Here is a 23,756-nt window from a genome sequence, read left to right on the forward strand (position 1 = left end):
ATACAATAATAAATATTTAAATAAAATTAATAATAAAACTATACGGAGGTTAATATGATTAAATTAGAAATGGAAGAATTTATTGAGGAAATTAAAGCTGAGATGTACGGTTATGAAGAAATAGAAGAATCCCAAATCAATGAATGGGAAAGCAAATTTAGAGCATTTATTATGCAAGAAAACAAAAAAAAGACTAAAAATAATAGAATTAAGTTTGGACCTAATTCTATCATAATAGAGTTAAAAGATGAGACAGATATATTTAAAATAGCTGATAAATACTTAGTTGCAGTAGTTAACAATGAAGTAGATAAATATTGGGTTGATTGGCAATTATAATCATTTGTTTTTATTTTTTATGTACGTCTTCCGGCTTAGCCTTATCAAGGGCTTTTTCTATTGCGCCAAGAAGCAGTGATGACGTATATTTTGTATCTGTTTTGATTTCTAGGTTTTCAAAACTAGTATCGTTGACAAGTTGCATTTCAATATCATTCAATGTTGGAACTAAAGCTGGATTAAGTGTTGCTATAGCACTGTCGAGATCAGTTAGTTTTATTGAGTTAATATGATTTTGGTCAACCATAACTTCAACATTGATTGGTTGATTTTCAAGTACAATAGATGATGTATAAACTCCGGGAACATAAGTAGCCATCACAGGTGCTTTTGTATCGCTTTTATTGTTGAACATGTAGATGAGCAATAATATTAAACATATTCCAACTATTACAAATAGTACGGTGTAAATTATTTGTTTTAGCTGTAGAACGATAATTTTGGTTGATTTCATAATTGCCTCCTTATACAAATAGTCCGATTAATATATTTTATTTAAGATACTACTAAAATATGAAGATAATAGAAAAATTCTTTTATAATTATTAAATATATTATCAAGAATAGCACAAAATTCATTAATATAAAGATGAATAGATAATCATATTCATGATATTAGACATAGAAAGGTATGAGCATAATGAATTGTAATCGAGTAAAATTCTCAAAAGAAGTTAAACTGATTATCTTAGTAACAGTAATTACTTTGTTATTCACTTCATGTTCATTTCAAATAATAGATGAAGATAAAAATAATATTGAAAAAACAGATAGATCAAACCCCGAAATAGATATTAAACAAGATGGTGAAAAAATAGAAAGTGATAGTGAAAATAATCAAAGCAATGAAGATAATAAGAAATCTGTTGATAGTAATGATAATGAGAGTAATGATATAGACAATGAAAAACCAATACAAATTGATTATCAAACAGTAAAACCAAATGAAATAGGTCATATAATAGTTGTAATGTATCACGGTATAAAAGATATACCACCTTACCATATAACAGAAGAGCAGTTTACAGAACAATTACAATTCATGTATGATCATGGATATAGACCTATATCAATGAGAGATTATATTGATAATAATATCGATATTGAGGCTGGTTGTACACCTATAGTATTGACATTTGATGATGGATTGAAGTCAACCTTTTCTCTAATAGAAGAAAATGGTGATTTAGTTCCTAAAACCGGAACTGCTATAGAGATTTTAGAAAGATTTTCTAAAGAACATCCTGGTTTTGATAGTAAAGCGGCATTATACATAAATGGTACAGCTATTTTTGAAGGTGCTGGAACAGTTGAGGAAAGACTCAATTGGTTAGTGGACCATGGATATGATATTGGAAATCATACGGCGACTCACGTTAAGCTGAATAAAATATCTTCAAGAGAGATTATGAGTGAGATAGGAATAGTCGACCAGTTGATTAAAAATGCTATACCAGAGTATAAAGTAGATTCTTTTTCATATCCTTTTGGAATTAGACCAGTGAAGGCTTTAAGGAATTTAGTTGCGAAAGGGGAATATAAAGAGATTGAATATAATTATGTGATAGGATTAAGGGAAGGTCCAAGTGGTCCTTATTATTCACCTTTGCATGTGAAATTCAACTCATTGAATGTAGCTAGAGCTAGGGGTTCAAAAGGGGAAGTACAGGATCTATGGTGGTTTTTGGAAGATTATGAGAAACATCCAGAGAGAAAATATATATCTGATGGGAATCCTAATAGAATTTCAATATTAGAAAAAGATGAAGAGCATGTAAACAAAGATAAATTAGGAGATAAAGAGCTATACTTATATAAATTAAATCAATAATTAAATTGACCTAATCAATAGATGATTAGGTCAATTTTTTCTTAACATATAGCAATTAATCTGGTAAAATAATAATGTTGGGAATTTTTAATATAAAACAATAAATATAACATATAGATAATTGAAGTTAGGGGGATTAATATGTCATTACAATATATTTTAGGCTGCGCAGGTTCGGGTAAAACATATTATTGCTATAACAGCATAATAAAAGAATCATTAACTGATATTAATAAACCCCTTATTATGATAGTTCCTGAACAATTCACTTTGGAGACTCAGAAAGATATTGTGAAGCTACATCCATCATCAGGTATTATGCAAATTGAAATATTAAGCTTTCAAAGACTGGCATATCGAATATTTGATGAAATAGGTGGAGCCAATAAAACTTTATTAGGTAATACTGGTAAAGGAATGGTAATACGAAAAGTAATTGAAGATAATAAGGAAAATCTAAAATTATTTTACAGAAATTCTACAAAACCAGGTTTTATAAAAGAATTGAAAAGTGTTATAACTGAGTTATATCAGTATGATATATCTGCTAAGAATCTCAATGATTCCATGGAGAAATTAATGGATAAACCTTTATTGCAAACTAAAATAAATGATTTGCAGATAGTTTATAATGGTTTTCAGGAATATATTAAAAAAGATTACATAACTAATGAAGAGACACTTGATATATTAAGTGAGTCCATATCAAAATCTAATCTATTAAGTGAAGCTACTATATGGATTGATGGATTTTATGGCTTTACACCTATACAATATAAATTATTGAATGAAATCGTTAAAAAGGTAGAAAAAACCTATATAACGCTCACAATAGATAATGTCAACACACTTAATGATTTATCAGATGAATCTGAATTATTCTATGAAACCAAAAAAGCGGTAAGCAAATTAAATAGTTTTGCTAAAGAGAGTAAAGTTAAAGTATTAGAAAATATAGTACTTCATAATACAAACGGTAGATATGAAAATAAAGCTTTGGAGCATCTGGAAAAGAATATATTTAGGTATCCTTATAAAGTGTACAATGACCAAGATGGAGGAATACATGTATATACTGCTCCTAATATCAGAAAAGAAGTTGTAACTTTAGCTAATAATATAATTGATCTAGTAAAAGAAAATAATTATAGATATAGAGAAATAGCTGTAGTAACAGGTGATCTGAATGGATATGAAAAAATAATTTCTCAATGCTTTAGAGAGTATGATATACCTTTTTTTATCGATAAGAAAAAAGATATAATGTCCAATCCGTTTGTTGAATTAATTAGAGCCGCTATTTCAATAATAGATAAAGGTTTTACATATGAAACGATATTTAGATATTTGAAGACCTATTTAACTTCTGTACCTGTATCAGATATAGATATTATAGAAAATTATGTTCTTGCATATGGAATAAAAGGTAGAAAACAATGGGAAAATGAATTTGAATATCCATTTATAAATAATAAAGATAATAGTGAATATGCAGATAAACAATTACAAAGAATAAACATGACTAGGACTAGGATTATTGAACCTCTTTTATCATTTAAGAATAATATGGGGCATAAAAAAGCAAAAGTCAAAACTATTACGCAAGCGTTATATAATCTTATATCTGAACTTGATATTGAACAAAAATTATTTGATATAAGTGAACGATTCCGTAAAAACGATGAATTATTGCTGGAAAAAGAATATAAAGTGATTTTTAAACTTGTAATGGAACTGCTAGATAATATAGTGGATATATTAGGTGATGAAGAAATTACATTGCAAGAATATAGTGTCATATTAGAATCAGGGTTGGAGCAATGTGAAATGGGACTGGTTCCTCCTGGGCTTGACCAAATTGTAGTTGGAGATTTAGAGAGGTCTAGACTTAGAGAAATAAAGGCATTATTTATAGTAGGGCTTAATGAAGGTAAGATACCTAAGATATCTGTAAAGGCGAACATTCTATCTGACACAGATAAAGATAAATTGTTAGATAAAGGTATTGAACTTTCTCCTAATAGCAAGAAAAAAGTATTTGAAGAGCAATTCCTAATATATGTAGGATTAACTAAACCTAGTGAGAAGCTATTTTTAAGTTATCCTCGAACGGATATTGACGGTAAATCAATTAGACCATCAATCCTTATAAGCCGTATCAAAAAAATTTTTATGAGTTTACAAGTTATAGATATAGAGTATATTGATGATGATAATATATATCTTCAAAAACCTACATTTAGAAAAATGTTGAGTAAGTTAAGAGATTATTATAGTAATGGTTTCAATAGTTATTGGAAAGACATCTATAGTTGGTATTATACGAATAACACATGGAAAGATACTCTTGAATGGGCAGTAAATGGATTGTATCATGTCAATAAAGAAAATTCTTTATCGGATGAGTTGGTAACAAGTATCTACACAGATACACTTGTAAATAGTGTTTCTAGGTTAGAAGAGTTTTCTCAATGTCCATTTGCACATTTCCTGGATTATGGATTACATGTGTCAGAAAGAGTAGTAAGGGAAATAACATTGCCGGATATAGGTATATTGTTTCATAGATCAATAGATGAATTTTCTAAGAAACTTAATCAAAGGGAACTAGATTGGAAAGATCTGAAAGATGAAGATAGAAATAAATTAGTTGAAGAAACGGTTATTCAAATTGCAGATAAGTATTGTAATAATATTTTTTATAGTACAGGAAGAAATGCATATTTGATCAAAAGGCTTACCAGAATAACTAAAAGAGCTGTTTGGGCACTTCAATATCATATAAGAAAAGGTGAATTCAAACCTACTGATTATGAAGTGGCATTTGACCCTGACAAAGGTGATATAGATTCTTTAAAAATAGATTTTGATGATGAAAAAACCATGAAATTAAAAGGAAGGATTGATAGGGTAGATAGATATGAAACCGATGACACTATTTATGTAAAAGTAATTGATTATAAATCAGGTAATAAACAGTTTGATATTGCTGCTCTTTATTATGGGTTACAGTTACAATTATTAGTATATCTAAATGCAGTAACTGAATTAGAAGAGAAGAAAACTACCAAAAAAATAGTTCCAGCTGGTGTTTTTTACTATCATATTGATGATCCAATAATAAAAACAGATTCTGAAATTGATAGTGATGAATTACAAGAGCAAATAATCAAAAGTCTTAAAATGAATGGTTTAGTTTTAAAAGATATAGATATCATCAACAAAATGGATAATGACATAAATAATTATTCTAATATAATACCAGTTCAAATAACTAAAAAAGGGCAAATAGGCAAAAGGTCTTCAGTAGCTTCTGAAGAACAATTTGGTAAATTAATGAATTATGTTCAACATAAGGCTGAAGAAATAGGGCAAGAGATAATGAATGGTAATATTTTAATCTATCCTTACAAAAATAGTAAAGGTGATGCTTGCCAATATTGCAAATATTCCTCTATTTGTCAATTTGATTCTTCCATTAATGGAAATGAGTATCGAATATTAGAAAACATAGATAAAAATGATGTCTGGAAAAAGATAGATAAAAGTTGAGATTATTATAAAACTTTGATATGATAATAATTAGATTTTTTATTTAGAGAAGGTATTAAAAAACAAAAATATATCTAAAATAATAACAGAAAAGAGGTGCAAGAGTGGAGGCTATTATCAATAAAATCATATCTATTGAGAATAAGGCTAGAGAGGTACTAGATACTACAAATGAAGAAAAAGATAACAAAAATAAAGAGATGAATAGGAGAATTGATGAGTTAAAAGATAAAATATTACATGATGCCAATAGAAAAGTTAAGCAATTAAGGCAAAGGGAACTAGATGAAGCACAGGCTGAAGCAGATGAGAACATAAAAAAAGCACAATCAAAACTTGAAAAAATGAAGCAGTATGGTGATGAAAAAAGAGAAATGTGGAGTGATGAACTTGTAAAAGCAGTTCTAGAGAGGTGAGCATATGCTAGCAACGTTCAAGTACAGTCATCTGTCTACTAAAATCAAAGCGATGAAAGGTAAAATGCTTACAAAAGATGACTATGAGCAACTACTTCTACGTAACAGTGTATTGGAAGTTGCAACTTATTTAAAAAATAATACTTACTATAGTGATTTTCTACAAGAACTTAATGAAAGTAATGTTCATAGAGGCATTCTGGAAATGCTGTTATACAAATCTACCATAAAAGAAGCTCTTAAAATAGGTAGATATCTTAAGGGTAATGAAAAGTCCGTTTTCAGATATATCTATAGAAAACAAGAAATAGAAGATTTAAAGAAAATGATTAGGACATTACAAATGGGTGGAGATATACATCAAATTGATAGAAGACTGTTTTTTATCAACAAATATAGTGTTATTGATTTTAATAAGTTATTTAGTGCTAAAGATATTAGGAGTTTTGTTAATGGTTTGAAGGAAACTAATTTTTATCCTATTCTTAATCCATTAATAATAGATGACAAAAATATAGATGTATTTGCTGCTGAAATGACACTTGATATGTATTATTATAAAAAACTTATTGCACAGCTTGATTTAGTTAGAGGTACAGATAAGAAAGTGGCAGATTATATTATTGGTATGGAAGCGGACCTAAGAAACATTATGTGGATATATAGAGGTAAAAGCTATTATAATATCTCTAAAGAAATGCTGTATAGGTACCATATACCTTATCGTTATAAGTTAAGCAAAAATAATCTGAAAGAACTTATCAATTGTAATAGTGTAGATGAAATAATTGAAATATTGAAAAAAACTCCATATAATGACGTTTTATCATCGGACGAGCATTATTGGGAAAAAGAATTTTATGAGTATATACTCAAAACTCATGATAAAAATATGAATATGTATCCATTTTCAATTGCTCCTATATTGGGATATATGTTCGCTAAAGAAGTTGAAATAATGAATATAACAACTATTATTGAAGGAATTAGATATGATGTTGATCCAAACAAAATTAAAAAATTTTTAATAGGTTTTGGAAAATAGGGAGGAGGCGATTTCATGTCAATCGAAAAAATGTTTTTTGTAAATGTAGCAGGACCAATTAAAGCTTTAGATTATTTTGTTATTAAGAATGTTTTACCTTATGATGTACAGTTAGTAAATGCAATATCAATACTAGATTCAGTTAAAGGATTATACCCTTTCTCTATTCACAATCCTTATGATAACGTATTTAAAAAGTTAGGCAAATTATGTGAGAATCTTGACATAAAACTAGAACAGATTGATATTGATGATAGACAAATCAACTGTGCTCTTGATGTTGAACCTGTTGTAGAAGAGCTGAGTAATGAGCTGGAAACTCTTATACAACAAAAAGAAGATATTAAAAATAAAACTATCATAAATAAGAGAATAAGAAAACAAATTATTCCAATTAAAAATGTAGACATTGAGATTAATAAATTGTTCGAATTTGAATTTATGAAATTCAGATTTGGTAAAATGCCAAAGGATAGTTTTGAGAAACTTAGTCATTATGTTGAGGATTTGGAAGTTATTGTTTTTAAAGTGTTCGAAGAAGAAGATCATGTATTTTTACTTTATTTTATGCCCAAAATCGTTCAGGAAAGTATTGACAGTTTATTTGCATCTCTTTATTTTGAAAGAATTAGAATATCAGGTGAAGTAAAGGGACATCCAAAAGAAGTAATAAAAAGTATAGATGAAACTCTAACCAAATTGGCTGATGAAGAAAAACAGATTGATAACCAAATTGATAACTTCTATAAAGAGAATTATGACAAGATAACTGATATTTATAATATAATCAATCAGTTAGATCAAGTATTTGATGTAAGACGGCATGTAGTACATTCAAAAGATGCCTTTTATCTTACAGGATGGGTTCCTAAGAGCCAATTAAATGATTTTATGGAGAAAATTAAAGAAGATGACGATATAACATGTATTGTAGAAGAAGATGAGGCTGTCAAAAAGACTAAGCCACCTACTAAACTTAAAAATAATAAATTCTTTAAACCATTTGAGTCATTAGTAAAGATGTATGGAACACCTTCATATAATGAGCTTGATCCTACACCATTTGTAGCTATAACGTATTTATTAATGTTTGGTATGATGTTTGGAGATTTGGGACAGGGATTAGTTATAGCGTTATTAGGCTATTATATCTATAAGAAAAAAGGTAGTAATCTTGGTAAGATAGGTATATACGCAGGTGTAGCATCAGGAATATTTGGTGTGTTTTATGGTTCAGTGTTTGGTAATGAAGAAGTATTAAGAAAACTATTTGGTTTTATTCCGATGATTAATCCTATGGAAAATAAACAATTAATATTAATAATAGCAGTATCATTTGGTGTTTTATTATTAATAATGGCAATGATATTAAATATATGGAATGCAATCAAAAAGAAAAAAATGGGACAATTATTTTTTGATAGAAATGGTATAACAGGATTAGTATTTTATTTAGCACTAATATATTTGGTTCTATCAAAAGTATTGAGGACTGATTACACCATCGCTCCTTGGCAAATTATTTTATTAATCGTTGTACCATTGATTTTAATATTTTTATCCCATCCTCTGGGAAACTTGATAGAGAAAAAGAAACATATATTGCCAGAAGACAAAGGTGGATATTTTATTGAAGCTATTTTTGAACTTATCGAGACATTGCTTGCAATACTTAGTAATACTATATCTTTCATAAGGGTTGGAGCTTTTGCACTTAATCATGTGGGATTTTTCTTAGCTTTTCATATGATGGCAGATATGGTAGGAGGTACAGGTAGTGTACTTGTAATGATTTTCGGTAATATTTTGATTATATGCTTAGAAGGATTGATAGTGGGTATTCAAGGATTAAGACTTGAGTATTATGAGCTATTTAGTAGATTCTTCAGTGGTGAAGGTATTACCTTTAATCCGTTTAAGATTAAAGACAAACAAGCAACTTAAAATCTGAGATGTAATAGATTACATAATTTTTAGTTGTTAGAATTCATTAAAAATTATTAACTATGCTAGTTTGATAAAATCAATCTAGCTGTGAAAAATAAGGAGGAAAATATAATGGATATAGTAATGAGTTTAGCACTTATATTAGTGGTTGTAACAGTGGGGACTGGAGTATATGCAATCAGGAGAGGTATCAATGGAAGTAAGGCAAAAACTATTTTGGGTATTAATGTTTTAAGTTTTTTCGGTATCTTGATAGTAACTACAGTTGTTCTATTAACAGGAGGAACTACTGCTCTTGCTGCGGAAACTGCAGAAAAAGCAGTTGCTAGTGCAGAAGGTATGAGATACATTGCAGCTGCATTATCTACTGGTTTAGCTGCTATTGGTTCAGGTATAGCAGTTGCTGTATCAGGGTCAGCAGCTATAGGTGCTATAAGTGAGGATTCAAAGTTATTAGGTAAAACAGTTATCTTTGTTGGTCTTGCAGAAGGTATTGCTATCTATGGACTTATAATATCTATATTAATTCTAGGTTAATATATGCGGAGGTAGATGAAATATGAAAATGTACCTTATAAGTGATAATATTGACACGAAAACTGGTATGCGTTTAGCAGGTGTTGAAGGTGTAATTGTACATGACATAGAAGAAGTAAGCGATGCTCTTGATATAGCTTTAAAAGATAGGGAGATAGGGATTATATTAATAACAGAAAAGATAGGTAAATTGATTCCTGATAAAATTGATGATATCAAACTCAATTATCACACACCTTTAATTGTGGAAATTCCTGATAGACATGGTACAGGGAGAACACCGGATTCAATTACTAAGTATGTAAGAGAAGCTATAGGACTTAAGATATAATTAAGGTAATAATGAATTTAAGTTGTTTGTTTTCGTTTAATACTGTATATAGGAAGAAGGGTAATTATGCGAATTGTTGAAGAGAAGATAGATAAGTTTGCCCATGATATTATGACGGATGTATCTAAAAAGAGGAAAGCTATAATGGAGCAGACAGAGAAAGAACTTGAAGCAATATACGAAGAAAAAGAGCTAGCATATCTATCCAAAGCATATGAAATAATTCAAAATGGATTAAAAAGTATTCAAAGAGAAAAAAATGAAATATTATCAAGGTCCATAATGGATAGTAAACGAAAGATATTAAAGGCTAGAGAAGATATTATAAAAGATACTTTTGAAGATGCAGAGAAAAAATTGAAGAATTTTACTCTTAAAAAGGATTATTGTGCATATCTTAAAAAAATGATAAAAGAAGATATAGAACAAATAGGTAAGGGAGATATTTTGATATATATTGCTAATACAGATGAAAAATATCTTGCTCCACTTAATAAAGAATTTGACAACAATGTTGCTCTTGAAGATAAGAATAATAAAATGATCGGTGGATGTAAAATATTCAATAAGACTAGAAATATATTCATAGATGATTCATTTTACAGTAAATTGTACGGGCAGAAAGAAATATTTTTGCATAATTGTAATCTTGAGATTGAGTAAAGAAGGTGGCATATTGAACGAAGGAAATATAATAGTAGGTGTAAATGGACCTGTTATAACTGTAAGGGGTACCAGCAAATTCAAGATGTTAGAAATGGTTTTAGTGGGTAATTCTAAGTTAATAGGTGAAGTCATTAGCATAGAAAATGATGATATTACCGTTCAGGTTTACGAATCTACTACAGGGATAAAAGTAGGCGAACCAGTAGTATCTACTGGCGAACCTATGTCGTTACAGCTGGGACCTGGTATTATAGGTGGAGTTTTTGATGGTATTCAACGTCCACTTAAAAAAATGGAAGAGATTTCTGGTTCTTTCATTAGTAGAGGTTTAGATCTAGAATCATTAGATACTGATAAAGAATGGGTTGTAGAGATTATTGTTAAAAAAGGAGATAGCATTAAAGGCGGAGATGTAATAGCTGAGATAAAAGAAACTGACTTGGTTACACATAAAGTCATGTTACATCCATATATGTCTGGAGTTGTGCAATATGCTGCTCCTAATGGAAGATATAAAGTTCATGACACCATAGTTAAGATAAAGACAGATCTAGATGAGATAAAGGAATTGGATTTAATTCAAAAATGGCCAGTAAGGATGGCAAGACCTTTTAAAAACAGAAGAAGACTTACAATTCCTCTTATTACAGGACAAAGAGTTATAGATACATTATTTCCTATAGCAAAAGGAGGTACTGCTTCTATACCAGGTGGATTTGGAACGGGTAAGACTATGACTCAACATCAGCTTGCAAAGTGGAGTGATGCAGATATCATTGTATATATAGGCTGTGGGGAAAGAGGTAATGAAATAACAGAGGTTCTTGAAGATTTCCCAAAACTTATCGACCCAAAATCAGGTAAGTCATTAATGGATAGAACTATATTGATTGCTAATACATCTAATATGCCAGTTGCAGCAAGAGAAGCATCTATATATACGGGAATTACTTTGGCAGAATATTATAGGGACATGGGTTATCATGTTGCTATAATGGCGGATTCAACTTCAAGATGGGCCGAAGCATTAAGAGAAATATCTGGTAGATTGGAAGAAATGCCAGCGGAAGAAGGATTCCCTGCATACTTACCATCAAGATTATCACAATTCTATGAAAGAGCGGGATATGTAGATAATCTTAATGATACTGAAGGTTCAGTAAGTATTATTGGTGCTGTTTCACCACAAGGTGGAGATTTCTCAGAACCAGTAACTCAGAATACAAAAAGGTTTGTTAGATGTTTCTGGGCTCTTGACAGACAGTTAGCTTACTCGAGGCATTATCCTGCAATACATTGGTTAGATAGTTATAGCGAATATATTGATGATCTAGAAAAATGGTATGAAACTAAAGTAGCTGATGATTTCTTTGAATTAAGAACTAAAATAGTTAGTTTACTTCAATCTGAAAGCAAGCTTATGGAAATTGTTAAATTAATTGGAGCTGATATTTTACCGGAAGACCAAAAGTTGACTCTTGAAATATCGAAAGTCATAAGATTAGGTTTCTTACAACAAAATGCTTTTAATGATATTGATACTTATGTACCTATGAAAAAACAATATAGAATGATGGAGATAATTCTATACTTAAATGACAAATCAAAAGAGCTTATCGATGGTGGAATACCTATGTCACAGCTTAGAAAAACTGGTATATATGATGATATTATTAAAGTTAAATATAATGTAGGTAATGATAATCTAAAAGAATTTGATGCTTTAAGAGAAAAAATTGATGATTTCTATGATGGAGTAAAGGAAAGTTATAAGAGTTTCGAAAGGAAGAAGCTATGAGTATAGAATATTTAGGATTAAAACAAGTAACAGGTTCTCTTGTAATCATACAAGGGGTAAAAGATATATCATATGAAGAAATGGTAGATATTAAACTTGATAATGGAGAAAACAGAGTAGGTAGAGTTATTGAAATCAAAGATGATATTGCTGTCATTCAAGTATTTGAAGGAACAACAGGTATATCAAGTTCTAATACTAGAACAAGTTTCAAGGGAAGATCTCTTGAAATACCTTTATCAAAAGAGATATTAGGAAGAACACTTGATGGACTTGGAAGACCTATCGATGGGCTTGGAGATATTATTCCTGATGTAAGTAGGGATATTAATGGAAGTCCTATAAATCCTATATCTAGAGAATATCCAAGGAATTATATTCAAACAGGCATATCTGCTATAGATGGTCTTACTACTCTTATAAGAGGACAGAAATTACCTGTGTTTTCTGGAAATGGCTTGCCTCATGATGCACTTGCGGTGCAGATAGTGAAACAAGCAAAACTTACAGGTAATGATGACGAAAATAATTTTGCAGTTGTTTTTGGAGCTATGGGTGTTAAAAATGATGTTGCAGAATATTTTAGAAGAAGCTTTGAAGAAAGTGGTGTATTACAGAAAGTAGTAATGTTCCTTAATCGTGCTAATGACCCTGTCGTAGAGAGGATTGTTACACCTAGATGTGCTTTAACCACTGCTGAATACTTAGCATTCGAACATAATATGCATGTTCTTGTTATTCTAACTGATATGACTTCATATTGTGAAGCCTTAAGAGAAGTATCATCTTCAAAAGGTGAAATACCTAGTAGGAAAGGGTTTCCAGGTTACATGTATAGTGATCTTGCTTCTTTATATGAAAGAGCTGGAATGTTAAGAGAAAAATCTGGTTCAATTACTCAGATACCTATATTGACTATGCCTAATGATGACATAACACACCCAATACCTGACTTGACTGGATATATTACAGAAGGTCAAATCGTTCTAGATAGATCATTGCATCAAAAAGGTATTTATCCACCAATAATAGTAATGCCATCACTATCAAGATTAATGAAAGATGGTATTGGAGAAGGTTTCACTAGAGAAGACCATCCACAGATAGCGAATCAATTATTTGCTTCATATGCTCATGTTCAAGAAGTTAAAGCACTAGCATCAGTAATCGGTGAAGATGAATTGTCTGATATTGATAAAAAGTATATGGAGTTCGGTAAGGTGTTTGAAGAATTATTTGTAGCTCAAACTAGGGATGAAAATCGTGTCATGGATTCAACTCTCGACTTAGGCTGGAGACTACTTGGTATTCTACCAAGAGAAGAATTGGATAGAGTCGATGAAAATATACTTGACAAGTATTATAAGCCTTATTATGAGGAACATTGATCAACAACTCTTAATTTAATGGTTTTATACTTTAGGTGAAGGAAAGTGAATGATATGGATACAACATTATTTCCTACTAAAGGTAATCTGATTGTAGCGAAGAATACACTTAGATTATCCGAACAAGGTTATGAATTGCTTGATAAAAAAAGAAACATACTGGTAAGAGAAATGATGCTTCTAATAGATAAGGCTGAGGAAATCCAATCTCATATTGATTCCACTTTTACAGAAGCTTACAATGCTCTACAGAATGCCAATATGTCTATTGGTATAGGTACAGTTGAACAAATAGGGACTGCTGTAGAAGAAGAAAAAGATATTGAAATAAAGACAAGAAGTATTATGGGTGTTGAGATTCCAATAATTAGCATACCTGAAGAGGAAATACATCCACAGTATGGTTTCGCTAGAACTACATTATCCCTTGATGAAGCTTTTAGTAAGTTTTATAAAGTTAAACAATTAACTGTATTGATGGCTGAAGTTGAAAATGCAATATATAGATTGGCAATTAACATAAAAAGAACTCAAAAAAGGGCTAATGCACTTAAAAACATAATGATACCAAGATATACAGATCTGACGAAGCATATACAAAGTGCTTTGGAAGAGAAAGAAAGAGAAGAATTCACTAGGTTGAAGATGATAAAAAGAAATTAGTTGATAAAGTTGATTAGTTGGTGTAAAGTTTGGTAAGTCGGTATAAAGTGTCACAATCACTTGCCTTACCCTGAAAAGCGGTCGGTCTGCGTGATTATAACACTTTATACTTCCTACGTGGTTTTTTGTAGTGATAATATAATAAATAAATTAGTTACTTTATTAAACACAAAGTTGCAATGTGGCTCAGAAAATTTTGATCTTAGCCGAGTGCAGATTAATTTAACAATAAATATGGAGATAAAAACACAGTTTGGTTGGTAGTCCAAACGTATCATAGGTATATATGATATCAGTAACCTGCCCCCCCTGGGGTTGTCCGTTCTTCATAAGAAAATTTACAGGGGGAAGAATTATGAAAATTGATTTGACAGTTTTATTTGATGGTACATTTTGGATTGGAATATTCGAAGAATATTATGATGACAGCTATTGTGTGTATAAACATCTATTTGGAACTGAACCAAAAGATTATCAAATTTATAAATTGATATTAAAAGAATTTGATAAATTAAGATTTACTCACCAAATACAAGATAACCTATATCCTAATAAACATAAAAAACTCAATTACAAGAAAATGCAGAAAATGATTAAAAAAGAAGTTAACAATACAGGAATAGGAACAAAAGCCCAAAGAGCCATTAGCATGAATAGGGAATTGAATAAAATGGAGAGTAAAAAAAAGAGAAAAATAAATAAAGAACAAATAACTAAACTAAATTATGAAAAGAAACAACAAAAAAAGAAACAAAAAAAAAGAGGACATTAATAATCAATTGTTTATAACATAACTATCACATATAATCATAATTAAATATGTAACATACATAAACAAAACAACTTAAAAACTAAATAACAATACAACAAAAATTAAACGTGATAAAATAGTTAGTTTTACGAAGACCGGTCCTTTCAAGGAGTAAGGCGAAGTAAAACTAACTATTTTATCACTACGTATATTCCCGTGAGTCTAACTAAAAATATAATATAACAATACTATAAAATGTTTAATTCCCCCCCTATTGCTTCCCCAACTCATATCAATTATAATTATTATATACACATACAGATATAGAAACAAATTTAGGAGGATACCAATGGGAGAAGTAAAATGGACTGAAGAACAGCAAAATGTTATTAATACACGTAATAGAAATTTATTAGTATCAGCTGCAGCAGGATCTGGAAAAACAGCAGTACTTGTAGAAAGAATTATCAAAATGGTAATTGATAAAGAAAATCCAGTAAGTATTGATAGTCTCCTAGTAGTAACCTTTACCAATGCAGCTGCTTCAGAAATGAGAGAAAGAATATCAGAAGCACTAGAAAAAAAAATAGATGATAATCCTGAAAACAAATATTTACATAAACAGCTATCATTGTTACCAAATTCTAATATTATGACTATACATGCTTTTTGTCTTAATGTAATAAAAAATAATTTCCACCTTATTAACTTGGACCCTTCATTTAGAGTAGCTGATGAAACAGAATTGACTCTTCTTAAGAGTGATATTATAAAAGAATTATTAGAAGAAAAATATCAATCAGAAGATAACTTAGATTTTACTAATCTCATAGAAAGTTATGCAACAGGGAAATCAGATGAAAAAATTGAAGAATTAATTCTTGAATTACATAGGTTCGCCATTAGCAATCCTTGGCCAGAAAAATGGTTAAAAGATAAATCAGAGCAACTTAATTTTAATAATATAGACAACCTTGACAGCACTCCTTGGATAAAAATTATTAATAATATTTTGAATAGAGAAATTTCAATGTATATTAGAATATTAGAAGAATGCGAAAAAAAATGTTTAATTGATAATGGACCTATAGGATATTTGGATACAATAAAACAAGATATAAAAAATTTAAGAACAGTATATGATACTCTTGGGACATCTTTTGAAAATATTTCCAAGGTAATAATAAATATTAAATTCAGTGCTATAGGTAGATGTAAAAAAGATGTAGATGAGGTTCTGAAAACTAGAATCAAAGACATAAGAGACGATGTAAAAGATGGTTTTACTAAATTGAAAGATGAATTCTTTTATAAGAGTGGAGATAGCATAATAAACGATATAAACAATACTTATCCTGTTATAAGAACATTATGTAATCTGGTAAAAGAATTCATTGACAAATACCAAAGTGCCAAGTCAGAGAAAAACATTATAGATTTTAATGATATAGAACATTTTGCTTTAGATATATTAATAGGTGAAGATGAAGATGGAAATAAAGTACCATCTGATGCTGCAGTTGAATTACAAGATAAATTCAATGAAATACTTATAGATGAATATCAAGACAGTAATCTAGTACAAGAAACCATTTTAACAAGCGTATCTAAGATATTAGCGAAAAACCCCAACATGTTTATGGTTGGTGATGTAAAACAAAGTATCTATAAATTTAGGTTGGCCAAACCTGAATTGTTTATGGAAAAATATGAAACTTATTCATTAGAAGAAAGTTTGTACCAAAAGATTAATCTGCATAAGAATTTTAGAAGTAGAAAAGGTGTTATTGATAGTACCAATTATATATTCAGCCAAATAATGTCCAGTACATATGGTGATGTTGTGTACGACAAGTCAGCTGCTTTATATCTTGGAGCAGATTATAAAGCGTGTGAAAATATACAAACTAAAGAAGAAACAGAAGTGGTCATTATAGATAATAAGGATATGATGGAAGAAGAAGGAATGGAAAAAGAAATACTTGAAGCAAAAGTAATTGCAGATAGAATAAAAAAGATGGTCAATCCAGAAAACCCTTATTTCATATATGATAAAAAATTAGGAGAGTACCGAAAAGCTATGTTTAAAGACATAGTTATATTGATGAGATCAACAAGTAGTCTAGCAGAAACATTTGTTAACGAATTAATCAATTATGATGTACCAGCCTATACAGATGCTACATCTGGATATTTTGACACTATTGAAGTTAAGACGGTACTTTCGTTATTGAAGATAATTGATAATCCAAGACAAGATATTCCATTAATAGCTGTTTTGAGATCACCTATTGTAGGGTTGAAAGCTGATGATTTAGTAAGAATAAAAGCAGCTCTGCCTGATGGAGAATACTACGATGCATTTACTCAATATATGATTGGTACGATTAATGAAGATGAACTTAGTAGAAAACTAGATAAGTTCAATAAACAATTGAAAGAATGGAGGAATAAAGCAGTTTATATGCCTCTTGATGAACTTATTTTAGATATTTACGATAAATCTCATTTTTATAATTATATTTCAGTAATGACAGGTGGCAGACAAAGACAAGCAAATCTGGATTTACTTATAGACAAAGCTATCAAATATGAATCAACTAGCTATAAAGGGTTATTTAATTTCATTAGGTATTTAGAAAAGATACATAAGTATTCCATAGATATGGGAGAAGCTACTGTTTTTGGAGAAAGTGAAAACTTGGTTAGAATAATGAGTATTCATAAGAGTAAGGGACTTGAATTTCCTATAGTTTTTATAGCTGGGATGGGTAGACAATTCAATATGCAGGACTTGAATAAACCTATATTATTACATCAAGATATAGGCATAGGACCTAAATATGTTAACTATGAAATGAGATATGAAACCAAGACTTTACCAAAATCAGTTATCAGTAGAAAAATCAAGAATGAAAGTCTATCAGAAGAAATAAGAATATTATATGTTGCTCTTACGAGAGCTAGAGAAAAATTGATATTAGTGGGAAGTCTGAAAGATATATGTAAAAAAGCTGAAAAACTATCCAGATATCTATTCTTTGAAGATACTTTATTAATACCCCAAATTATTTCAAAAGGACATTGTTACTTGGATTTTATTATACCTACCATTTTAAGACATAAAGATGGTCAATCCATTAGGAATCTATTATCCAATCCTTCCATATGTTCACCAGAAGAACTATTCAACCATAGTTCCTCATGGAATATAAGGGTATTCACAAAAGATGATATTTTAACTAGAGAAGAGGATATAGCGACGGTTAAAGATGAAACATTTGAAAGCTTATCAAATTGGGATTATGCAAAAAAATATAGTGAACATGACAAAGAGTATTTTGATAGTAATCTCAATTGGATATATCCTCATAAAGATTCAATTTTAAAACCCGTTAAGATTTCTGTATCTGAAATCAAAAAACAAAGTATGCCTGACGAAATGGTAGACTATGATGAAATGTTTAATGAATTTGAACCATATAAGCCTAGATTCATGGAAGAAAAACTAGAATTGACATCCAGTGAAAAAGGTACAGCATTCCATAAGGTAATGCAGCATATTGATTATAAAAAACTAGGAGATCACAATTATATTATTAAATATCTGGAAAGCCTGCAAGAAGCTGAAATAATAACTGAAAAAGAGAAAAAAAGTATAAAAATAAAATCTATATCACTTTTTAGTACAAGTAATTTATTACAAAGAATGGTTGATGCCGAGTCAAATGGAATGTTATATAGAGAAGTACCATTTGTTCTAGGAGTTCCTTTAAAAGAGATATATAAAGATTGCGATATTGACGAAAAAGCTTTAGTCCAAGGTGTCATTGACTGCTATTTCATTGAAGACAACAAGATAATCTTAGTTGATTACAAGACTGATTATCTAAAGAATAATGAGGAAGAAACACTTGTAAAAAGATATAAAAAACAAATGGAATTATATTCAAAAGCTCTTGAAAATATAACTGGAAAGAAAGTAAATGAAAGAATACTATATTCCTTTAGCATCAATAAAGCTATCTTAGTTGATAAAAATTAGTATTATTGTATAAAATATCTATTATAACCCCATAATTAAAATAGAAAGGGTGGTTATATATGGAAAATAGCAAGAGTAAAGATAAAAAAGTAATTAATGAGAATGAAAAACTTAAATATGAAATTGCTGAAGAACTAGGTTTATTAGATAAGGTAACTGCTGGTGGATGGAAATCCTTGACTGCCAAAGAAACAGGCAGAATTGGAGGATTAATGACTAAACGTAAGCGAAGTGTTAAAAAATAGATTGTTCTAAATCAGGTAAATAACCTTGCCAAGTGTATAGCAAGGTTATTTTAATTAAAATAGGAAAGTTCTACTTTCTATTTTTCTTGAAATCTTTTATTAGGCGTAGCCTATTTGTTTTCTATAAACAATTTTCTCCTATTGGATGGAGATGTATTCTTGAAATTCTTATATATCCTACTAAAATAACTGGTATCATTAAAACCAACATTAAAAGCTATTTCACTTATTGATAAATCTGAGTTAATAAGTAAATTATCCGCTTCTTGTATCCGTAATGAATTAATAAAGTGAGTTACATTATCACCTGTCATCTTCTTGAACATTCTACAAAAATGATATTTACTCATATGTGCTTGTTCGCTCATATGCTCTAAGGTTAAATCATTGGTAAAATTATTTTCAATGTATTTAAGGATTCCATTGAATCTATCAATATTGAGTGTACGATATTTCACTTGAGTATCTGTAAGCACTGTTCGTATATAATTACGCATTAAAAGAACAATGAGCTTATATAAAGAGGCTTTTATACTTAATTCAAAACCAACTTGACGGTTGGTATATTCATAATTGATTGATTCGATATATTCTTCCACCAAATTATCATTAACTATTACACTATTAAATAATATCCTATTTTCAATTATTGGATTAATATATTTTGAATCACATAAATCTATAATCCTACTATTTAGAATGTGGGGATCTAATATTATACAGTAATATTTCAAATCTTCAGTTATATTTTGCCCATAATGAATTTCGTTGCAATTTACTACTACTAGGTCTTTTTCATTGACAACAAATGATTTATCATTACACTTAAACAAAGCAGATCCTTCTATTATGTATAATAGTTCCATTTCCCTATGCCAATGAGTATAAAAAGCAGTAGAATTAACCCCTTTTGAATGATTTTTAGTTAGTTTCATACAGAAATCAGGATTAGGCATAGTCATTTTTTCACGTAATAATGATTTATCCATTTAAAATAATTACCTTTCATAATATTTTCAGTTTAATAAATGTAAGCAATATAGTTATAATTTTGAGCAATAGATTTAAAGTAGAATTAGTATATATGTATTATAATAGACTACAAAATAGAAAATGTAAATACAAGTATTAAGGTCATGTAAAAATAACAACTCAACTTTTTCATATCATGTTAGAAAGCTAATGGATGAGTCATAATAAAACATAATAGTTTATTTGCATTGAGTTAGGGTACGAAAGTTGAGTAATAATATTATGAGGTGAATGGAAAATGGATAAAGTCAAAGTAGGTATTATAGGGGCAGGAAATATTAGTGAATATCATGTTCAGGGCTATGAAGAACTTCCAAATGTAGAGATAGTAGCAGTTTGTGATTTGGATAATGAAAAAGCAGAGGAATATGCTGTTAAGCATAATATTGAACATGTTTTCACTGATTACAATGAGATGCTTAAGATGAAAGAGTTAGATGCAGTTAGTGTAACTACTTGGAATAATTCTCATGCACCTATCAGTATTGCTGCTATGAGAGCAGGAAAAGATGTTTTATGCGAAAAACCTTTAGCTATGAATGCTGATGAAGCGCAGACAATGGTTGATGCAGCAAAAGAAACAAAAAGGCTTTTGATGGTCGGATTCGTAAGGAGATTTGAAAAAAATACAGATTATATTAGAGAAGTCATCGAAAAAGGTGAATTAGGTAATGTCTATTATGCAAAAACAGGTTATATAAGAAAATGGGGAAATCCAGGTGGATGGTTCTGTGACAAAAAACGTTCAGGAGGGGGACCTGTTATTGATTTAGGTGTTCATGTAATTGATTTGATCAGTTATTTGACAGGCAAACCAAAGGCAGTATCAGTGACAGCATCTACATTTAATCATCTAGGAATCAAATCATATATAAAAGGCATGACTAAATATAATGCTAAAGATTATGATAAGAATAATCCTTATTGTGATGTTGAAGATTCAGCAACTGCATTGATTAAATTTGATAATGACATGACATTGAATATTGAGACCAGTTGGGTTTTACATACTAAAGAGGATAATAATTATTTAATGCTCTATGGAGACAAAGCAGGTGTTAAGATGGAACCGGAACTTGAATTCTATAAAGAACATAATGATTACTTTGTTGAAGAAAGACCTATTGTACAAGAAGAGAAAAATAAATTCGCTGCAATATTTCAGAGAGAAACAGCACACTTTATTGATTGTATAGTTAATAAAGTAGAGTGTAGAAATCCAGGAGAAGATGGAGTAGCTATCATGAAAATTCTTGATGCTATATATAAATCATCTGAGTTAGGACATGAGGTTAAATTATAAATATTAACAGGAGGTAGTTGAAATGGGAAAAAATCAAATAGGTGTTATAGTAGACTCATTTAGAATGGGAGTCAAGGAAGGAATTAGAAAAGCAAAAGAAGTTGGAGCTCAAGGTATTCAGATATATGCTGTAAAAGGTGATATGTCACCAGATAATCTCACTAAACAAGATAGAAAAGATTTACTTGATTATATAAAATCTAATGGACTTACAGTTTCTGCCTTATGTGGTGATTTAGGTGGTCATGGTTTTACGATTAGAGAGGATAACAAGGAAAAAATAGAGATATCTAAGAGAATAATGGATTTAGCTAAGGATCTAGAGACAGATATTGTTACTACACATATTGGAGTTGTACCAAATGACAAGTCTCATGCTAGATACAAAATCATGCAGGAAGCTTGCGAAAAATTAGGTGATTATGCAGATGAAGTAGGGGCATATTTCGCCATTGAAACAGGTCCAGAAAAAGCAGAAACTCTAAAAACATTTCTAGATAGTCTAGATAGTAAAGGAGTAAGAGTCAATTATGACCCTGCTAATCTGGTTATGGTTACAGGAGATGATCCTGTAAAAGGTGTATATACATTAAAAGATTATATAGTTCATACACATGCAAAAGATGGTATCATGGTGAAGAAATCCGATCCAGAATATATATATGATTGTTTTGCAAAAGGAATACCAGAAGGTTTTCATTGCGATGATTATTTCTTAGAAAAACCTTTAGGTGCTGGTAACGTTGATTTTGATAATTATATAAAGGCTTTATGGGATATTGGTTATAACGGTTTTTTAACTATTGAAAGAGAAGTAGGAAACAATCCAGAAAAAGATATTCGTGAGGCAGTAGAGTTTCTTGAGAAAATTATAAGATAGGTGATGAAGAATGAAAATAGGAGTTAGTTCTTACAGTTTCATAAGATTAGTGCAATCTGGTAAGCTAAAACAGATTGATGTAATAAAAAAAGCAAAAGAAATGGGTTTTGACGTTATAGAATTCATCAATTTCATTTTAGAAGATGGAGAAACAAATGAGTCTTTTGCAAAAATGGCGTTTGAAGAAAGTAAAAAAGTAGGAATAGAAATAGAAAGCTATACAATTGGTGCTGATTTTATTAATGGTAGTAATGGTGATCTAGATGCTGAGATAGAGAGAGTTAAAAAAGAAGTTGATGTTGCAAGAATACTTGGAGCGAAAACATTGAGACATGATGCTACCATAGGATTTACCAATGATTATAACGGACCAAAATCTTTTGATGATGCTTTACCAAGATTAATTAAAGGGTGTAAGGAAGTAACTGAATACGCTATGAAATTCGGTATAAAGACTATGGTTGAAAATCATGGATATTTCTGTCAAGACAGTGATAGGTTAGAAAAATTAGTTAATGGTGTCAATCATCCTAATTTTGGGCTACTTGTTGATATGGGAAACTTTATATGTGTGGATGAAGCTCCAGAAAAAGCAGTAGGTCTATTGATGCCTTATGCATTTCATGTACATGCAAAAGATTTTCATATCAAATCGGGTATGTTACCTAATCCTGGAGAAGGCTGGTTTTTATCAAGAGGTGGAAATTATTTAAGAGGCGCTATTATAGGTCATGGAGATGTTCCTATACTGCAATGCTTAAGAATAATGAAGAATAACAGCTACAAGGGTGTTTTGTCTATTGAATTTGAAGGACTTGAAGAACCATTAAAAGGTATAGAATTAGGTTTAGCTAATTTGCGTAAATTCATAGAAATGGCATAAAGACAAATAAATATTGATTTAATGACATAATTTAATATTGTATCATAATAGGTTCTGTTTTATCTACAGAGCCTATTTAGTTTGTGATATTTATAATTCTTATT

The 23,756-nt window shown here is 29.8% G+C and carries 20 protein-coding genes; 18 read left to right on the forward strand and 2 right to left on the reverse strand.

What is annotated here, in order from left to right; translation table 11 throughout:
- Window positions 1-54 precede the first annotated feature (54 nt).
- Window positions 55-339 carry a hypothetical protein gene (locus tag QMG30_RS16760; protein ID WP_281817350.1) on the forward strand — a complete coding sequence of 95 codons (285 nt, stop codon included), beginning with the start codon at window positions 55-57 and terminating at the stop codon, window positions 337-339.
- A 10-nt stretch (window positions 340-349) separates the two neighbouring features.
- On the opposite strand, the gene QMG30_RS16765 is transcribed toward QMG30_RS16760, so the two are convergent.
- On the reverse strand, window positions 350-793 hold the full coding sequence (locus QMG30_RS16765) for a hypothetical protein (protein WP_281817351.1): 444 nt from the start codon (window positions 791-793) through the stop codon (window positions 350-352).
- 186 nt (window positions 794-979) lie between these two features.
- Between QMG30_RS16765 and QMG30_RS16770 the strand changes: the two genes are divergently transcribed.
- From QMG30_RS16770 to QMG30_RS16835, 14 genes are all read left to right on the forward strand, one after another.
- Entirely contained in the window at window positions 980-2,170 is a 1,191-nt protein-coding gene (locus tag QMG30_RS16770) for a polysaccharide deacetylase family protein (RefSeq protein ID WP_281817352.1), read from the forward strand.
- 141 nt (window positions 2,171-2,311) lie between these two features.
- The gene (gene addB / locus QMG30_RS16775; RefSeq protein ID WP_281817354.1) at window positions 2,312-5,722 is read left to right on the forward strand and encodes a helicase-exonuclease AddAB subunit AddB; all 3,411 of its coding nucleotides are present in this window, start codon (window positions 2,312-2,314) and stop codon (window positions 5,720-5,722) included.
- A 104-nt stretch (window positions 5,723-5,826) separates the two neighbouring features.
- A complete protein-coding gene (locus QMG30_RS16780) occupies window positions 5,827-6,138 on the forward strand; it encodes a ribonuclease H2 subunit B (protein ID WP_281817356.1) in 312 nt (103 codons plus the stop codon).
- A gap of 4 nt (window positions 6,139-6,142) precedes the next feature.
- Window positions 6,143-7,183: a V-type ATPase subunit gene (locus tag QMG30_RS16785; protein ID WP_281817359.1), complete on the forward strand. Its 1,041-nt coding sequence runs from the start codon at window positions 6,143-6,145 to the stop codon at window positions 7,181-7,183.
- 15 nt (window positions 7,184-7,198) lie between these two features.
- Window positions 7,199-9,127, forward strand: coding sequence for a V-type ATP synthase subunit I (locus QMG30_RS16790; protein ID WP_281817361.1), 1,929 nt, complete (start codon window positions 7,199-7,201; stop codon window positions 9,125-9,127).
- Between the two features lie 114 nt (window positions 9,128-9,241).
- On the forward strand, window positions 9,242-9,667 hold the full coding sequence (locus QMG30_RS16795; protein WP_281817363.1) for an ATP synthase subunit C: 426 nt from the start codon (window positions 9,242-9,244) through the stop codon (window positions 9,665-9,667).
- Between the two features lie 22 nt (window positions 9,668-9,689).
- Window positions 9,690-9,998, forward strand: coding sequence for a V-type ATP synthase subunit F (locus QMG30_RS16800; RefSeq protein WP_281817365.1), 309 nt, complete (start codon window positions 9,690-9,692; stop codon window positions 9,996-9,998).
- Between the two features lie 66 nt (window positions 9,999-10,064).
- Window positions 10,065-10,661 (forward strand): V-type ATP synthase subunit E, encoded by a 597-nt coding sequence (locus QMG30_RS16805; RefSeq protein ID WP_281817367.1) that lies wholly within the window; start codon window positions 10,065-10,067, stop codon window positions 10,659-10,661.
- A 13-nt stretch (window positions 10,662-10,674) separates the two neighbouring features.
- Window positions 10,675-12,462, forward strand: a complete 1,788-nt coding sequence (locus QMG30_RS16810; RefSeq protein ID WP_281817368.1) for a V-type ATP synthase subunit A — start codon at window positions 10,675-10,677, stop codon at window positions 12,460-12,462.
- Window positions 12,459-13,850 (forward strand): V-type ATP synthase subunit B, encoded by a 1,392-nt coding sequence (locus QMG30_RS16815; protein WP_281817369.1) that lies wholly within the window; start codon window positions 12,459-12,461, stop codon window positions 13,848-13,850. The genes QMG30_RS16810 and QMG30_RS16815 overlap by 4 nt, the downstream gene beginning before the upstream one ends.
- Before the next feature lie 54 nt (window positions 13,851-13,904).
- Window positions 13,905-14,513: a V-type ATP synthase subunit D gene (locus QMG30_RS16820; RefSeq protein WP_281817521.1), complete on the forward strand. Its 609-nt coding sequence runs from the start codon at window positions 13,905-13,907 to the stop codon at window positions 14,511-14,513.
- 355 nt (window positions 14,514-14,868) lie between these two features.
- Window positions 14,869-15,285: a YjdF family protein gene (locus tag QMG30_RS16825; protein ID WP_281817372.1), complete on the forward strand. Its 417-nt coding sequence runs from the start codon at window positions 14,869-14,871 to the stop codon at window positions 15,283-15,285.
- 328 nt (window positions 15,286-15,613) lie between these two features.
- Entirely contained in the window at window positions 15,614-19,309 is a 3,696-nt protein-coding gene (addA, locus tag QMG30_RS16830) for a helicase-exonuclease AddAB subunit AddA (protein ID WP_281817373.1), read from the forward strand.
- Window positions 19,310-19,368: 59 nt separating this feature from the next.
- A complete protein-coding gene (locus tag QMG30_RS16835) occupies window positions 19,369-19,554 on the forward strand; it encodes an alpha/beta-type small acid-soluble spore protein (RefSeq protein ID WP_281817375.1) in 186 nt (61 codons plus the stop codon).
- Window positions 19,555-19,664: 110 nt separating this feature from the next.
- On the opposite strand, the gene QMG30_RS16840 is transcribed toward QMG30_RS16835, so the two are convergent.
- A complete protein-coding gene (locus QMG30_RS16840; RefSeq protein WP_281817378.1) occupies window positions 19,665-20,543 on the reverse strand; it encodes an AraC family transcriptional regulator in 879 nt (292 codons plus the stop codon).
- A gap of 281 nt (window positions 20,544-20,824) precedes the next feature.
- On the opposite strand from QMG30_RS16840, the gene QMG30_RS16845 reads away from it, so the two are divergent.
- Genes QMG30_RS16845 through QMG30_RS16855 form a run of 3 tightly spaced genes read left to right on the forward strand, consistent with a single transcriptional unit; the run spans window position 20,825 to window position 23,652 of the window.
- Window positions 20,825-21,889 (forward strand): Gfo/Idh/MocA family protein, encoded by a 1,065-nt coding sequence (locus QMG30_RS16845; protein ID WP_281817381.1) that lies wholly within the window; start codon window positions 20,825-20,827, stop codon window positions 21,887-21,889.
- A 22-nt stretch (window positions 21,890-21,911) separates the two neighbouring features.
- Window positions 21,912-22,769: a sugar phosphate isomerase/epimerase family protein gene (locus QMG30_RS16850; RefSeq protein ID WP_281817384.1), complete on the forward strand. Its 858-nt coding sequence runs from the start codon at window positions 21,912-21,914 to the stop codon at window positions 22,767-22,769.
- Window positions 22,770-22,779: 10 nt separating this feature from the next.
- Window positions 22,780-23,652: a sugar phosphate isomerase/epimerase family protein gene (locus QMG30_RS16855; RefSeq protein WP_281817387.1), complete on the forward strand. Its 873-nt coding sequence runs from the start codon at window positions 22,780-22,782 to the stop codon at window positions 23,650-23,652.
- Window positions 23,653-23,756 lie beyond the last annotated feature (104 nt).

Source organism: Vallitalea longa, assembly GCF_027923465.1.
Taxonomy (GTDB): Bacteria; Bacillota; Clostridia; order Lachnospirales; family Vallitaleaceae; genus Vallitalea; species Vallitalea longa.